Annotated in this window: 14 protein-coding genes; 6 read left to right on the forward strand and 8 right to left on the reverse strand. The window is 70.1% G+C overall.

Going from position 1 to position 14356, the window contains the following annotated elements; translation table 11 throughout:
* Window positions 1–94: 94 nt before the first annotated feature.
* A complete protein-coding gene (locus OXS27_RS15350; protein ID WP_243918248.1) occupies window positions 95–409 on the forward strand; it encodes a hypothetical protein in 315 nt (104 codons plus the stop codon).
* Window positions 410–425: 16 nt separating this feature from the next.
* On the opposite strand, the gene rpmF is transcribed toward OXS27_RS15350, so the two are convergent.
* Window positions 426–614, reverse strand: coding sequence for a 50S ribosomal protein L32 (rpmF, locus tag OXS27_RS15355; protein ID WP_147910024.1), 189 nt, complete (start codon window positions 612–614; stop codon window positions 426–428).
* A 311-nt stretch (window positions 615–925) separates the two neighbouring features.
* On the opposite strand from rpmF, the gene OXS27_RS15360 reads away from it, so the two are divergent.
* Window positions 926–1291 carry a helix-hairpin-helix domain-containing protein gene (locus tag OXS27_RS15360; RefSeq protein WP_267357217.1) on the forward strand — a complete coding sequence of 122 codons (366 nt, stop codon included), beginning with the start codon at window positions 926–928 and terminating at the stop codon, window positions 1289–1291.
* A gap of 106 nt (window positions 1292–1397) precedes the next feature.
* Here OXS27_RS15360 and OXS27_RS15365 read toward each other — a convergent pair whose 3' ends face one another.
* Complete coding sequence (locus tag OXS27_RS15365) at window positions 1398–2069, reverse strand: hypothetical protein (RefSeq protein ID WP_267357219.1); 672 nt, start codon at window positions 2067–2069, stop codon at window positions 1398–1400.
* Window positions 2066–2383 (reverse strand): hypothetical protein, encoded by a 318-nt coding sequence (locus OXS27_RS15370; protein WP_243918255.1) that lies wholly within the window; start codon window positions 2381–2383, stop codon window positions 2066–2068. The genes OXS27_RS15365 and OXS27_RS15370 overlap by 4 nt, the downstream gene beginning before the upstream one ends.
* A 117-nt stretch (window positions 2384–2500) precedes the next feature.
* Between OXS27_RS15370 and OXS27_RS15375 the strand changes: the two genes are divergently transcribed.
* Window positions 2501–5380 (forward strand): phosphoenolpyruvate carboxylase, encoded by a 2880-nt coding sequence (locus tag OXS27_RS15375; RefSeq protein WP_267357221.1) that lies wholly within the window; start codon window positions 2501–2503, stop codon window positions 5378–5380.
* A 283-nt stretch (window positions 5381–5663) separates the two neighbouring features.
* Here the strand turns inward: OXS27_RS15375 and OXS27_RS15380 are convergent, their stop codons facing one another.
* The 4 genes from OXS27_RS15380 to OXS27_RS15395 all read right to left on the reverse strand — a co-directional run bounded on the left by OXS27_RS15380 (window position 5664) and on the right by OXS27_RS15395 (window position 10586).
* A complete protein-coding gene (locus OXS27_RS15380; RefSeq protein WP_346733010.1) occupies window positions 5664–7373 on the reverse strand; it encodes an ATP-binding protein in 1710 nt (569 codons plus the stop codon).
* Window positions 7370–8887 (reverse strand): ATPase domain-containing protein, encoded by a 1518-nt coding sequence (locus tag OXS27_RS15385; protein ID WP_267357223.1) that lies wholly within the window; start codon window positions 8885–8887, stop codon window positions 7370–7372. The genes OXS27_RS15380 and OXS27_RS15385 overlap by 4 nt, the downstream gene beginning before the upstream one ends.
* Before the next feature lie 271 nt (window positions 8888–9158).
* A complete protein-coding gene (locus tag OXS27_RS15390) occupies window positions 9159–9608 on the reverse strand; it encodes an NfeD family protein (protein WP_243918260.1) in 450 nt (149 codons plus the stop codon).
* A 3-nt stretch (window positions 9609–9611) separates the two neighbouring features.
* Window positions 9612–10586 carry an SPFH domain-containing protein gene (locus OXS27_RS15395; protein ID WP_267357226.1) on the reverse strand — a complete coding sequence of 325 codons (975 nt, stop codon included), beginning with the start codon at window positions 10584–10586 and terminating at the stop codon, window positions 9612–9614.
* A 297-nt stretch (window positions 10587–10883) separates the two neighbouring features.
* Here OXS27_RS15395 and OXS27_RS15400 point away from each other — a divergent pair, with 297 nt between their 5' ends.
* From OXS27_RS15400 to OXS27_RS15410, 3 genes are read left to right on the forward strand one after another with little or no spacing between them, the layout of a single operon-like run.
* Window positions 10884–11978 (forward strand): glycosyltransferase family 4 protein, encoded by a 1095-nt coding sequence (locus tag OXS27_RS15400; RefSeq protein ID WP_267357228.1) that lies wholly within the window; start codon window positions 10884–10886, stop codon window positions 11976–11978.
* A gap of 1 nt (window position 11979) precedes the next feature.
* Window positions 11980–13059: a glycosyltransferase gene (locus OXS27_RS15405; RefSeq protein WP_267357230.1), complete on the forward strand. Its 1080-nt coding sequence runs from the start codon at window positions 11980–11982 to the stop codon at window positions 13057–13059.
* Window positions 13056–14099, forward strand: a complete 1044-nt coding sequence (locus OXS27_RS15410; protein WP_267357232.1) for a glycosyltransferase — start codon at window positions 13056–13058, stop codon at window positions 14097–14099. The genes OXS27_RS15405 and OXS27_RS15410 overlap by 4 nt, the downstream gene beginning before the upstream one ends.
* A 60-nt stretch (window positions 14100–14159) precedes the next feature.
* Here the strand turns inward: OXS27_RS15410 and OXS27_RS15415 are convergent, their stop codons facing one another.
* Window positions 14160–14342, reverse strand: coding sequence for a hypothetical protein (locus OXS27_RS15415; RefSeq protein WP_244007172.1), 183 nt, complete (start codon window positions 14340–14342; stop codon window positions 14160–14162).
* Window positions 14343–14356 lie beyond the last annotated feature (14 nt).

A 14356-nucleotide genomic window follows, 5' to 3' on the forward strand; every position in this document is an offset into this window, starting at 1 on the left:
CGCTCGCCCGGCGGGGCCGGATAGAAGTTGACGAACTCTTAATATCGGTATCACCCTTGCGACACCGGCATGGAAACGTGCGGAGCGTGTCGCGATGGTGCGAGTCGAAGCAGGCAATCGTCTCGGCCCGGCACAGGTTAGGCCTGTGCGGGCAGCGCCGGGCGCCACGGAGGGCGTCAGGTCTGAGACCACGCGCCCGGTTGGACGCTCGCTCGTCGTGATCGATGGGGGACGCCCGGAGGGGCGTGAGAGGGCCGTGCCGGTGGAGCGCACGGCCCTGGGTCAGTCCCGGGCCGGCTTCATCACGCAGTTGCTGACGGCCGATGACCCGACGCTACATCCGTCGCGCCTGGAAAGGACCCGGATGGCCGCCGCGTGTTACGCGGAGGCCGCGCGGCGCCTCGCCTGAGGCACCGCGAAAGATCTCAGGCCTCGACGGACTTCACCTTGAGGACCTGACGGCCACGGTACATGCCGGTCTTCAGGTCGATGTGGTGCGGACGGCGCAGCTCGCCCGAATCCTTGTCCTCGACATAGGTCGGCGCCTTGAGGGCGTCGGCCGAGCGGCGCATGCCGCGGCGGGAGGGGGAGGTCTTGCGCTTCGGGACGGCCATGGTGTGATCCTTCGTGACGCCGCGGACAAAGCGGCGCCCTGGCGGCTCCCCAATCGAGGATCGCCACGCGCACCGCGGGATACGGATGAGGGCGCGCTTATAGCTGCGGCGTCAGCCCGTGGCTAGAGCATCGTCCCGAAAGGTTGTGTCCGGTTCCCGGAAAACGACGATGCGGATCAAAAAGCCGTTATCCCGACCGGACTTCCGGACCGGGATGCGGGACACAACCGTTAAGCGCGGGTTCAAATGCGGCGGCGCAGATCTGCGTTGCCGGTGCCGCGCAGCGGGCCGTGACTTTTCGGGAGAACGCCATGGCTTCCTCCACCAAGACCCTTGCTCTGCTCGCTCTCCTCTCGAGCCTCGTGGCCGGACCCGTCCTAGCCCAGGCCCCCGCTCCGCAGACGCCCACCACGGCGGCTCCGACCGCCCCTGCCCGGCCCACGGCGCCGAGCGCTCCGGTCGCCGGCTCGCCGAACGCTGCCAAGACGGCTTTGATCGACCTCAACAGTGCCAGCACCGAGGAACTCGATACCCTGCCCGGCATCGGTGCGGCCCGCGCAGCCGCGATCATCAAGGGCCGTCCCTATCGGGGCAAGGACGATCTCGTCACGAAGAAGATCATCCCGAAGAACGTCTATGACGGCATCAAGGACAAGGTCATCGCCAAGCAAAAATAGCCAACTCCGGCCGTGTCCGATCGCGTTGCGATCGCGCACGGCCCTGAGCCTTTGATGCGACGCGCTCTCTCGCGCCGAACCGGTAACGACTTCGGCGGAGGACGCTCTACTCGGCGATCGCCCCCTGGGGCATGGAAAATCCCGGGGGCGTCTTCTCGGCCGCCGCTTTGGGCGGCGCACGCTTGGCGGGAGCCTTCTTCCGGGCTTCTGCCTTCGGCGGAGCCTTCACGACGGGCGGCGTCTCGCAGGCGCGGAACGTGAGCTGCGCCAGCGGCGCCCCCTCCTCGCTGACGATCGTCATCGAATCGGGCAGGGTCGGCAGTGTCGGCTGCCACTTGATCGGACCGCCCAGCATCGCCTCGATTGCCGCCGGGGCACTCCCGCGCCGCAACGCCGTGAAATCCGGGCCATACGCGGTGGCGACCTTCCCGGCGATCACGACCAGCAACACCTCGTTCACCTCGGGCGTCAGCGGCCTCAGCGGGTTGGTGGTCTGGACCTGCCCGGCCCGGGCGACCACCATCTTGAAGGCCTTGCCGTTCTCGAACCGCGCTGCGCTGGCCCCGCAGGGCTGCCCGGGCGGGAGACCGGCCGACGGCGTCGGATCGTTCATCGCCGGGGCCGCAGGCGCTTGAGCAGGCTGCACCGGGATCGTCGGCACCGGGGCCGGCGCGGCCGGAACTTGCTGCGCCGGCGCGGCCCAGACCGCGGGTCCGAGCGACAGGGGAAACGACGCGGCGAGCAACAGGGCGGTGCCCCGACGGACTGGCGACCTCATCGTCCGGATTCCGGCGAATCGTGCCGGGCCGGTTGGTCGCGCCCGGGTCTCGTCAGGGCTCTGATCGGTTCCAATTCGAACGCCTCCAAATCGAGCACGTGCGGATCGGGCAGCCTCTGATCGAGGACCTGCGCCGTCCGATCGATCGGAGTGCTGCGCGGGCCGACCGCGCCGAGGAACAGGTCTTCATCCTCCGAATCAAGCTCGGAGCGCATGCGCAGGGGTTCGCGCCGGCCCCGGGCCGCCATCGCGGCGACGGCCACGATGGCGGCGACGAAGATCAGTATCGCCAGGATGATGATCAGGCGCTCCATGAGGCCGGCAGCTCTAACCCGGTCACTCGGTCGCCGCCAGCCCAGGCTACGCGGAACGCTCCTTGCGTGGCCGATCGGACCGGGTCAATGCGGTTTGACCGGAGCCGGAATCGATCGATGCAGCACGAGCCGAGCCGCAAGCCCGAGGATCTTGAGGATCACCTCCTCGGACTGATCGAGGCCGCCCGGGACCAAGCGCGGGAGGACCCGTTCCGCAACCCCGTCCTGGCCGTGACCCTGGCGATCACCCGCCGGTTCGACCGGGGCGAGATCTCGGCGGACGATCTCGGGCCCCTGTTCGCCCGGTTGCGCGCGGAATCCCTGACGGCGCGAGCGGCGCGTCTGCGCAGCTATGTCGGGCTCGCGACCGGGCCCGTCGACCCTGCGGCCTCGGTCCCGGCCCGCTTGGTGACGGCCGCGGCTGAGGGGCTCGACGGCTTCGACCGCTTCGCGGCCTTCATCCATCGCACCGCCTTCGCGGTGGTGTTCACGGCGCACCCGACCTTCGGCATGCCGCGGGTCGTGGCGAACCTTCTCGCCGAGGCCGCCAGCCTGCCCGATGCGGCTGCCGGAGCCGCGCTGATCGAGCGTGCCGCCGCCCTGTCCACCCGGCCCGACGCGCCCATCACCCTGGATGTCGAGTTCGAGCAGGCCTGCGCGGCGGCCAATAACGGGCGTCTGGCGCTCGACGCTTTCAACGGCGCCCTGCTCGATGCCGCCCGCGCCCGCTGGCCGGAGCGCTGGGCCGAGCTGACGCCCCGCCCGTTCGCGATCGCGAGTTGGGTCGGCTGCGATACGGACGGACGCACCGATATCGGCTGGTGGGATACCCTGCGCTACCGGCTGATCTCGAAGCGGATGCAGTTCGACCGGGTGATGCGCGAGCTCCCCGGGACCGCCGGCTGCCGGACGGTTCGGGCGCTCGCCGAGGACGCGCTGGCGGCGGTGAACCGCCAGCTCGCGGTGGCGCCGCGGCTCGGCGAAAAGCCGTCCCTCGAATCCGTGCATCGCTTCGCCCTGGCGCTGATCATCGAGCGCGAGCGCGCCCAGACCGATGCGGGCGCCCTGGTGGCGGGCCTCACGGCGGCGCTGGAGACCGCCGACGACGCGGACGACAAGCGCCGGATCGCCATCCTGCGCGCCGGCGTCGCGACGCATGGGCTCTCGAACGCCCTGCCGCACTTCCGGCTCAACGCCAGCCAGATCCACAACGCGGTGCGCCGGGTGATCGACCTCGAGGGCGAGCCCGCCGACGCGGCCCGCCGCCGCTCGCACCTCGCGACCATCCACGCGCTCCTGAACGACGTGCGGCCGGTGGCGGTGGATTTCGGCGCGCTCGCCGCCGAGCGGGCCTCGGCCGCCCGGCTGATGATGACGATCGCGCAGATCCTCAAGCACGTGGACGGCACCCATCCGGTGCGCTTCCTCATCGCCGAGACCGAGACCGGCTACACGCTGCTCGCGGCCCTCTGGCTGGCGCGCCACTACGGCATCGCCGACAAGCTCGAGATCACGCCGCTGTTCGAGACGGCGAGCGCCCTGGAGCAGGGCATCCGGGTGCTCGACGACGCGCTGCGCAATCCGCACTGGCGCCAGTACCTGAAGCGCATCGGCCGGCTGACCGTGCAGTTCGGCTACTCGGATTCGGGGCGTTACGTCGGCCAGCTCGCCGCCACCTTCTGGATCGAGCGGCTGCGCCTGCGCATCACCGAGATGCTGGTTCAGAACGGCCTCGCCGATATCGAACTCGCGATCTTCGACACGCACGGCGAATCGATCGGACGCGGCGCGCATCCGACCTCCTTGCGCGACCGCCTCGCCTATCTCGCGCCCGAGGATGCCCGGGATCGCGCCCGCAAGGCCGGCATCAAGGTCCGGCTCGAATCGAGCTTCCAGGGCACCGACGGCTACCTGTTGTTCGGGACCGAAGCTCTGGCCGAGGCCAGCGTCGCGCGCATCAGTGAGCACGTCTACGCCCTCGACATCGCGGAGGACGATTCCTTCGCGGACTACGCCCTGGGCGACGAGGATTCGGGGGCCGACGCGAAGGACGACCCGATCTATTCCGAGCCCGACTTCGCCCTCGAATTCTTCACCGCAGCCCGCCAGGACATGGAGGCGCTGGTGGACGATCCGGGCTACGCGGCCCTGCTCGGCACCTTCGGCCCGAGCCTGATCGACCGCACCGGCTCGCGTCCGGTGGCCCGCCAGAGCGACAATGGCGGCCCGGCCCGCATCACCCACCCGCGCCAGATGCGGGCGATCCCCAACAACGCGATCCTGCACCAGCTCGGCTTCCTGGCGAACTCCCTCCACGGGATCGGCCGGGCCGCCCAGCGCGGGCCCGACCTGTTCCGCGACCTGCGCCGAGACTCGGTGCGCTTCTCACGGGCCTTCCGGCTGGTGCAGCACGCTGCCTCGGTGGGCGATCTCGACGTGATGCGCGCTTATATCGACACCCTCGACCCGGCCGTGTGGCTGGAGCGGGCGCGGCGCACGCAGAAGGATTTCCGCCGGGACGAGCTGGTGGTGATCGCGGGCGCCCTAGAACGCCTCGATCTCGCCTCCGCGCTTCGCAGCCTGTTCGGGCGCCTGACCCGCGACTGGCTGGACCTGACGGCGGCGGCGCCGGACCTGCCCGTCATGTCGGCGCGGCTGACGCTGCTCCACGCCCTGCGGCTGGCGCTGATCCACCGGATCTGGTTCCTGGCGGTGCACATCCCCGGCTTCCGGCCGCAGGCTGGCATCTCCCGCGAGCAGTTGCTGGAGCGCTTCCTGCGCCTCGACATCGACGGCTGCCTGAAGCTCCTCGACGAAATCTTCCCGGTCACGCCGGATCCGACGCTGGGTCTGAACTTCGGCGAGCCGGCGGGCCCGCGGGATGTCGGCACCTACGAGGCCGAGCACGCCAACCTGTTCCAGCCGATCCGCCGGATGTTCGATCAGGTGCGGGAGATCTCAGGGATGATCCAGCACGAGGTGGGGGCGTTCGGGTAGGTCCGAGCGGGTGAAAAGCCGATCGCCGGGGCAGGGCCGGCGATCATCAACTGGGGCGGTTCATCGATGCCGCACGCAGGTCCCGGCGTTTGGTCGAGGCCCCGGGCCGTCGGTTTTGGTTTGAAGGCAGCTTCGGGCGGTTTGCTGCCGGTCCGCTGATCAACCACAAAGCATGGTCGCAGACGTCGCCTTCACGTCCGCCTGCGACTTGTCTCAGACGGCGCGTTGCTTGCCGTGCGGGGTCGGCGGCCTCGGAGGAGGAGGCGCTCGGCGGATGCCCGCATCACGAGCGGCGAGGCTGAGCGGGTCGAAAACGGGTTGCTGGCGATTTTGCGTCGGGCTGACTGCCGATCCGGCGGAGCACGCGACAGAGCTGCTCCGCGGAGTAGGGCTTGTGCAGCAACTCGAAGCCGTGGCTGCCCTCCGCGGCGAGAACGTGGCTGTACCCGGAGGTAAGCACGACCGGCAGGTGCGGCAGGCGGCTGCGCAGCGCCTCCGCCAACGCGATCCCGCCCATGCCGGGCATCACCACGTCCGAGAACACGGCATCGAACCCGTCGCCGTCTGCCCCAAGACGGTCCAGCGCCGCCTCGGCGTTGGCCGCCCATTCGGTCGCATAGCCGAGATCGTGCAGGATCTGGGTGGCAAAGCGGCCAACCTCGACGTTGTCCTCGACCACCAGGATGCGGCGGCCCGCCCCATCGATCGAGGCGTCGAGACTCTGCGGCTCGCGGGTCGGCTGGGCCGGCGCGACGACCTGAGGCAGGTACAGCGTGAAGGTGGTGCCTGTCCCCAACGCACTGACCACGTCGATGTCGCCGCCGGATTGCTTGGCGAACCCGAACACCTGGGACAGGCCCAGCCCCGTTCCCTTCCCGACCTCCTTGGTCGTGAAGAACGGCTCGAAGATCCGGTCGATCTGCTCCGTCGGGATGCCCGTACCGGTGTCGGTAAGCGACACCGCGGTGAAGTGACTGCGTGAGCCGGCATGGCCGCGGATCCCCGGCATCGGCGCGTCGCAAGCCAACCGCAGCGTCAGGGACCCCTCGCCATCCATCGCGTCGCGGGCATTGACGGCCATGTTCACCAGCGCCGTCTCGAACTGGCTACGGTCGCAATGGATGAAGCATGGGCCGTCGGGCAGCTCGACGGCGACGTGGATGCGGGCCCCGGTGATGGTGTCGAGCATGTCGGCGACGCCGCGCAGGCAGTCACCCACCTCGAAGGTCTCGGGCTTGAGTGCCTGCCGCCGGGCGAAGGCAAGGAGCTGACCGGTGAGCTTGGCCGCGCGATCCACGGTGTCGGAAACCGCGTCCATGTAGCGTCGGCGCCGATCCTCGGCGAGATCCGGACGACGCAGGAAGTCCACCGACGAGCGGATGATGGTGAGCAGGTTGTTGAAGTCGTGCGCCACACCGCCGGTGAGCTGGCCGACCGCCTCCATCTTCTGGGACTGCCGCAGGGCCTCTTCGGCGATAGCGCGCTCGTCAACCGCCTCGGCGATCCGGCTCTCCAGCGTCGCGTTCAGCTCGCGCAGCTGCGCTTCGCGCGTGTGCAGCTCGTCGAGCCGCCCCCGTGCCTCGTACTGGCGCCGCCGGCCGCGCAGGGCGGTCGCTGCGACGCTGATCAGTGTCGTGGGATGGAACGGCCGCTCCAGGAAGCTGACGTTGCCGAGGATGCGCGACAACCGGGTCGCGGTCGGGTTCCGGTCCACACCACCCTGACGGGTGAGCATGATGAACGGCATGTCCGACCATGCCGGCTGCCCGGAAATCCATTGGTCGAGCCCGGTAAGGTCGGCGGTCCGGACCGCCTCCTCGGTGATCAGCACCGCCCCGGCGGTCTCGCCGAGTGCGTGCACCAACTCGGGTAGGCCAGGGACGATCACCGCGGTGAGGCCGGCCCCTTCGAGCAATGCCCGGGCCAGTCCAGCGTCACGTCCGTGCGGTGCCAGGATGAGAATGTGCTCGGATGATGCCTCGTGCGGCGTCACGACAGGTCGCTGCCCTGCAGCACCGTGTCACCATCGCGCTGGATCATCTCCGGCGTACCGCGCAGGACGCCTTGAAAACCCTGCAGCGGCTCGCCGACCCGCAGGCCGGTGTTGGTGATGCGGTACTCGCGGATCGTGTCCTCGTGCGCGCCGGTGCGCTTCTTCACCACCGAGATCGCGCGGCGAACCTTCCCGACTGCCTCGAAGTAGCGCAACAGCACGACGGTGTCGGCGAGGTAGGTGATGTCGACCGGGCTCTTCATATCGCCGACCAGCCCGTGCTGGGCGACCGTCAGGAAGGTCGTGGCACCCTGGCGGTTGAGGTACTGCAGCAACTCGTGGACGTGCAGGATCAGCGCGCCTTCGTCGAGCATCGCAGCCCGGTAGCCATTGAGGCTATCGATCACCACGGTCTTGGCCTGCGCTTCGTCGACCTGCCGACGCACGAGGTGGGCAAACTCACCCGGCGACAGCTCGGCGGCGTCGACCTGCTCGATCGTCAGCAGACCCTGGTCACGCAGGCCGGCGAGATCGAAGCCCATCGCCTTGGTGCGCTCCAGCAGAAGCCCGAGTTCCTCGTCGAACACGAACATCGCCGCCTTCTCGCCCCGTGCGGCCGCGGCGGCGACGTACTGGACCGTGAGCAGGGATTTACCTGCACCGGCCGGCCCGAGGAGCAGGGTGCTCGACCCGGTCTCGACGCCGCCGCCGAGCAGGGCGTCGAGTTCGGGGATGCCGCTGTGCACCGTATCGCGGGTGAACGTGGTCTTGTGCTCCAGGGCGATGAGGCGCGGAAAAACCTCCACGCCGCCGGTGGCGATGTTGAAATCGTGGTAGCCGCCGCGGAAGCGTTGCCCGCGGTACTTCATCACCCGTAGCCGCCGGCGCTCGGCGCCGTAATCGGGCGCCAGCTCCTCCAGGCGGATCACCGCGTGGGCGACGCTGTGGACGGTTTTGTCCAAAGCATCCGCGGTGAGATCGTCGAGCAGCAGCATGGTCGTGTTTTGTTTGGCGAAGTAGTGCTTCAGCGCCAGGATCTGCCGTCGGTAACGCAGCGAGCTGCCGGCGAGCAGGCGGATCTCCGATAAGCTGTCGAGCACGACGCGGGCGGGCTTCACTGCATCGACCTGCTCGAAGACCGCCCGTGTCGCCTCGCCGAGTTCGAGGTCTGCGGCGTACAGCAGGGTCTGCTGCTGCTCGGGATCGAGCAGGCTCTCGGGCGGGATCAGCTCGTAGATCGTGACCGCGTTGGGCAAGCTCCAGCCGTGCGAGCGGGCGGTCTCGTGCAGCTCGTCGGTCGTCTCCGACAGGCTGATGTACAGGCCCCGCTCGCCCCGACGGGCACCCTCCAGCAGAAACCCCAAAGCGATCGTGGTCTTGCCAGTGCCGGGGTTGCCCTCCAGCAGGTAAAGGCGGTTCCGCGCGAGGCCACCCCCGATCACGTCGTCGAGGCCGGTGATACCGAACCTCGCCTTGTCCACGGACACGGCCTTCTGATCGGCATCAGCGGACATGGACGGTCAGCTCTTTCTTCAGGGCGGGCGACAGCCCGGAACAACCTTCGCCATGATGGCACCAAGCTGGATTTTCCGGCCTGGATCACCAACACAGATTAGTATGCTGCCTCAGCGTCAGCGGACCATGTGATCGTCCACCGTAGCGGTTACACCCCCCGACCTGATGTTGACGAAGGGGTGACGAGCGGCCGCTTCGGGCAGGCGCTGACACTGTTCCGAGCAGCCGATTGGGTCCGAAGCAGTCCCCGCCAGCAGCGCCCAGCGCCCCTCAAACCGCCTCCACCCGCAACACCGTCCCCGACAGCCCCACCACCCGAACGCGCCGGCCGACCGGCAGATCCGGCCCTTCGATCCGCCACAGCGTGTCGTCGAAGCGGATGCGCCCCGCCCCCTGCACGATCGGTTCGGCGAGCACGCCCTCGCGCCCGATCAGGCCGCGGTCGGCGCGGTTCAGAACCGCATCGTGGGGTCCGGCCCGGCGGTGCAGGTGGGTGGCCAGCGCGACCAGGGCGACGGCCAGGGCCGAGAACAGCAGCGTCTGGCCCTGCCAGGGGACGGGGATCACCACGGTCGCGAGTCCGGTCGCCACGGCTGCCAGCCCGAGCCAGATCAGGAACACGCCGGGCACCAGGATCTCGGCGCCCGCCAGCACCAGACCGGCGATCACCCAGCTCCAGGCCGGCCCGAGCGCCGCGACGACCGCCAGCGGATCGGCCATGGCTCAGCTCCGCGGCGCGACGTCGGGCGGGGTCCCCGCCCGGCGTGGTGGCGTCCCCTCGCCGAACACCGCGCGGGTGAGCTCGCCGATGCCACCGAGCGTGCCGGCCAAAGCCGCCGCCTCGATCGGCACCACCACGACCCGCTGATTCGGCGCGGTGGCGAGCGCCCGCACCGCGTCGACATACTTCTCGGCCACCAGAAAGTTCGCCGCCGCGATGTCGCCCTCGGCGATGGCGCGGCTGACCAGCCCGGTCGCCTGCGCCTCGGCCTCGGCGGAGCGCTCGCGCGCCTCGGCGTCGCGGAACGCGGCCTCCTTGCGGCCCTCCGATTCGAGGATCGCCGATTGCTTGCGCCCCTCTGCCCGAAGGATCTCGGCGGCGCGCTGGCCCTCGGCCTCCAGGATCGAGGCACGCTTCTCGCGCTCGGCCTTCATCTGGCGGGCCATCGCCCCCGCGAGGTCGGGCGGGAGCAGGATGTCCTTGATCTCGATCCGGTTGATCTTCACGCCCCAGGGCGCGGCGGCGGCATCCATCACCCGGAGCAGGCGTTCATTGATCTCGTCGCGGTGGGCGAGGAGTTGATCGAGATCCATGCCGCCGACCACCGTGCGGATGTTGGTCATGGTCAGGGTCGTGGCCGCGAGGTCGAGATTCGAGACCTCGTAGGAGGCGCGGGCCGCGTCGAGCACTTGGTAGAAGACCACCGCGTCGATCGTCACCCCGGCATTGTCGCGCGTGAAGGCCTGCTGGCTCGGCACGTCGATCACCTGCTCCATCACGTTGACCCGGCGGCCGACGCGCTCGACGAACGGGATGATCAGCGCGAGGCCGGCCCCGAGGGTGCGGGCGTAGCGCCCGAATCGCTCCACCGTGAAGACGTAGCCCTGCGGCACGATCTTCACCCCGGCCGCGAGGGTGAGGATCACCAGAGCCGCGGCACCGACCGCGAACACGCTCAGCCCGAACGGAAGATACATCGCTCGCCCCTCCCCAACGCTGCAGACCCGGCCGCCGGAATCGCCGCGATGGCGGCTCACGCCCGCGTCGGACGAATGGTCCGGATGAACCGGTATCACATCGGCTTGATCATCTTTGGTTCAGGCCGCCGCGCTTAGGAAGGCTGGCAGCGTCGCCCCCGTCGTCGCCTCGGCCCGTCGATGCAACGCTTGCTGAAGAAACCTGCGACATGATAGCCGCAGCCGCGAAGCGGAAATTAGTCCTTCCAGTTCGCGGTGATCGGTAGATATCCCTACCCTATCAGAGTTGGTGCGCGCGTGAAGATTGCTGTCCTCGCACATCTCAAATACCCGATCGGCCAGCCTTATGCCGGCGGTCTGGAGATGCACACGCACCTGCTGACCGTCGCGCTGAAGCGGCTCGGACACGATGTGACCCTGTTCGCCAGCCGCGGTTCGGACCCGGCGCTCGACCCGGTGACGCTCTGCGACCCCACCGGGGACGCGCTGCTGGACCCCGAGCGCGAGGAGGCGATCGACCGCGCCGAGCACGATGCCTACCGGCGGATGATGGACATGGTCGCGGCCGGCGGGTTCGACCTCGTGCACAACAACGCCCTGCACGCCCTACCCCTGCAAGAGAGCGCCCGGCTCGGCCTGCCCTGGCTCACGGTGCTGCACACGCCCCCCTTCGAGGCCTTGGTGCGCGGCATCGTCCAGGCCGATCCCAACATGGCGTTCCTGGCGGTCTCGCCGTCCCTGGCGCAGGAATGGGCAACGCTCGTCCCCGACGCGCAGGTGGTCGATAACGGCGTCGATCTCTCGAACTTTGCCTACAACGCGGCGGCCGACGCGCCGCCCTACGCCTTCTGGTCCGGCCGGATCGTGCCCGAGAAGGGGCTGCACCTCGCCATCGACGCCGCACGGGCGGCCAGCCTGCCGCTGGTCTTCGCCGGGCCGAAACTCAACCCGGCCTATTGGGACGCCGAGATCGCGCCGCGGCTCGGGCCGGACCTGACGCATCTCGGCCATCTCTCGCACCGGGATCTCGCCCATCATCTCGGCCGGGCCCGGGTGGCGATCGTGTCGCCGCGCTGGGAGGAGCCGTTCGGCCTCGTGGTGGCGGAAGCGCTGGCCTGCGGCACGCCGGTGGCCGCCTTCCGCCGGGGCGCGATGCCCGACATCCTCGATGCGCAATGTGGCCGCCTGGCCGATCCGGACGACGCGCAGGATCTCTCCGTGGCGATCCGGGAGGCCGCCCGCCTGTCGCGGCGCGCCTGCCGGGACCGGGCCGAGGCGCTCTACGACGCCACCGCCATGACCGCGCGCTATCTCGAAGCCTACGAGGCGGTCATGGCGCGCTGCGCCGAGCGGGCCCGGCCGACCCTGCGCGTCGCGGGCGGGCGAGGCTGAGATGAGCGGCCGGCCCGATCTCTCCCGCTGCGTCGTCTGCATCCCGGCGCGGAACGAGGCGGAGCGCCTGCCGCTCCTGCTCGCGTCGCTCGACGGTCAGACCGGGCTGGCGACGCGGCTGCGCGTCGTCGTCCTGGCCAACAACTGCACGGATGGGACAATCGCGGCTCTCCGGGCCGGGCAGGCCTCGGGCGCTTGGGCGGCGCTGGAGATCCGGCTGATCGAGGCGGTTCTCTCCGGGGCGGACGCCCATGTCGGCACCGCGCGCCGCATGGCGCTCGAGACGGGCGCGGACTGGCTCACACACGATGGCGTCCGGGACGGGGTTCTGCTCACCACCGACGCGGATGCCCGCCTGCCGGCCGACTGGGTTGCGGCGAACCTGCGGGCGCTCGAACACGCGGACGTCGTCGGCGGCCGCCTCGTGATCGACGAAGACGGCGATGCGGATCCCCGGCTTGCCGATCTCCACGCCCGGATCGAGCGTTACTGGTCCGGGGTCCGGCGCCTGGAGGATCTGCTCGATCCGCCGCCCTACGACCCCGCCCCGCGCCACGGCGACCATACCGGCGCCAGCCTCGCCGTTCCGGTGGCGCTCTACCGCGCGGTCGGCGGTCTGCCGCCGCTCCCCTGCGGCGAGGACAACGCGCTGGTCGGGCTGCTGCGCGCCCACGGTGCCCGCCTGCGCCACTCTCCGGATGTACGCGTGCTGGTCTCGGCCCGGCACCAGGGCCGGGTTTCGGGCGGGATGGCCACCGAGATGGCCCGCCGCGCCCGCGTTCTCAACGGCGAGGCCTATCTGCTGCCGGAGGCCGCCCACTGGCAGGCGCTGATCCTGCGCCGGGCGGCCCTGCGCCGGGCCTTCCATCTCCAGCCACCGGCCCGCGCCGCCGCCTGCGCGCGCCTCGGCCTCGGCGCCGACGACCTCGCGGCGATCGGCGAATGCCCCAACGACATCGCCTTCGTCGAGCGCGCCGACCGGATCCTCGAATCACGCAGTCCGCCGGCGCGGGAATGCCCCCTCGACCGGGCGCTCGCCGACCTCGACAGCCTGGCCCTGTCGCTGAAGGACGCCGCGTGACCCGCGGCATCGGTTGGTACGTCCACCATCAGGGCGCCGGCCATCTCCAGCGGGCGCGGGCCGTGGCCGCCGCCCTGCCCCGGCCCTGCACGATCCTCGGCACCCTCGCCGGCTTCGACACCGCCGGGCTCGACAGCCTCGACCTGCCCGACGACCGGCCGCTCGGCGCCGCAACCTTCGAGGGCCGGGACGGCGCGGCCGAACGGCCGGGGGCATTCCATTACGCACCCCTGAACCATCCCGGGCTCCGGACCCGCATGGCGCGGATCGCCGAGTGGGCGGCGCGAACCGACCCGGCACTCCTCGTGGTCGATGTCTCGGTGGAGGTCGCATTGTTTGCGCGCCTGCTCTCGGTGCCGACGCTGGTGGTGCGGCTCGCCGGAACCCGGACCGACCAGCCACATCTCGAAGCGTTTCGGAGTGCAAACCGGCTGCTCGCACCGTTTCCCGCGGCGCTGGACGGCGCGAGCGTGCCCGACTGGGTCCGCGCCAAGACGGACTATGCGGGTTTCCTCGGCGGATCGGCCCAGGCCGCCCCCGCGGCGAGCCGCGACATCGTGGTGGTGTTCGGGCGCGGTGGCGCGGGGGGCGACCTGTCCGCCCTCGCCGCGGCAGCGCGGTCCGTGCCCGACCGATTCTGGCACGTCCTCGGACCGGTCTCGGGCACCGGCCCGACCCCCGCCAACCTGTACCTGCACGGCTGGGTCTCGGACGTCGAACACTGGATCGCCCGAGCGGACCTGCTGATCGGCGGCGGCGGCGACGGCGTCGTGGCCCTGGCGGCGGCCCATGCCCGACGGTTCCTCTGCCTGCCGGAGATGCGGGCCTACGGCGAGCAGATCGAAAAGGCTGCCGCCCTCGCCCGGCTCGGCGCCGCCATCGTGCACGAGGGCTGGCCGCCGGCCTCGGCATGGCCGGATCTGATCCGGGCGGGGCTCGCCCTCGATCCGACGGCGATCGGCCGATTGCACGCTTCGACCGCTGTGGCCGACTGTGCCGCAGCAATCAATGCGCTGGCTGCGTCGTTCGAGCGCGCATGAAAAAGGCGCCTGCCGGATCGGCAGACGCCTGTTCGGCGCGACGGGGCTCGATGCCGGATCTTACGAGATCAGGTCGAGCTTGGACGCCTCGATCCCGTCGGCCCGGATCGTGTCCGGAACCGCAGAGAAATCCCGGTATCCGGCCTCACGCGCCATGGCGTCGAGGGCCGTCTGCTCGTCGTTGGCAGCGCCGGTCCAGAGCACCGCGCCGCTCTTCGTCTGCTTGATCTGAAAGATACTCATCGAACCTTCTCCGG

It is taken from the genome of Methylobacterium sp. GC_Met_3 (assembly GCF_026540775.1).
Classification (GTDB): Bacteria; Pseudomonadota; Alphaproteobacteria; order Rhizobiales; family Beijerinckiaceae; genus Methylobacterium.

What these genes read in the sequence shown, in the direction of transcription:
- OXS27_RS15360 (WP_267357217.1), top strand. Translation starts at nt 926, where the DNA reads ATGGCTTCCTCCACCAAGACCCTTGCTCTGCTCGCTCTCCTCTCGAGC.
- OXS27_RS15390 (WP_243918260.1), bottom strand. Translation starts at nt 9,608, where the DNA reads ATGGCCGATCCGCTGGCGGTCGTCGCGGCGCTCGGGCCGGCCTGGAGC.
- OXS27_RS15415 (WP_244007172.1), bottom strand. Translation starts at nt 14,342, where the DNA reads ATGAGTATCTTTCAGATCAAGCAGACGAAGAGCGGCGCGGTGCTCTGG.
- OXS27_RS15365 (WP_267357219.1), bottom strand. Translation starts at nt 2,069, where the DNA reads ATGAGGTCGCCAGTCCGTCGGGGCACCGCCCTGTTGCTCGCCGCGTCG.
- OXS27_RS15385 (WP_267357223.1), bottom strand. Translation starts at nt 8,887, where the DNA reads ATGTCCGCTGATGCCGATCAGAAGGCCGTGTCCGTGGACAAGGCGAGG.
- rpmF (WP_147910024.1), bottom strand. Translation starts at nt 614, where the DNA reads ATGGCCGTCCCGAAGCGCAAGACCTCCCCCTCCCGCCGCGGCATGCGC.
- OXS27_RS15350 (WP_243918248.1), top strand. Translation starts at nt 95, where the DNA reads ATGGTGCGAGTCGAAGCAGGCAATCGTCTCGGCCCGGCACAGGTTAGG.
- OXS27_RS15375 (WP_267357221.1), top strand. Translation starts at nt 2,501, where the DNA reads ATGCAGCACGAGCCGAGCCGCAAGCCCGAGGATCTTGAGGATCACCTC.
- OXS27_RS15405 (WP_267357230.1), top strand. Translation starts at nt 11,980, where the DNA reads ATGAGCGGCCGGCCCGATCTCTCCCGCTGCGTCGTCTGCATCCCGGCG.
- OXS27_RS15395 (WP_267357226.1), bottom strand. Translation starts at nt 10,586, where the DNA reads ATGTATCTTCCGTTCGGGCTGAGCGTGTTCGCGGTCGGTGCCGCGGCT.
- OXS27_RS15370 (WP_243918255.1), bottom strand. Translation starts at nt 2,383, where the DNA reads ATGGAGCGCCTGATCATCATCCTGGCGATACTGATCTTCGTCGCCGCC.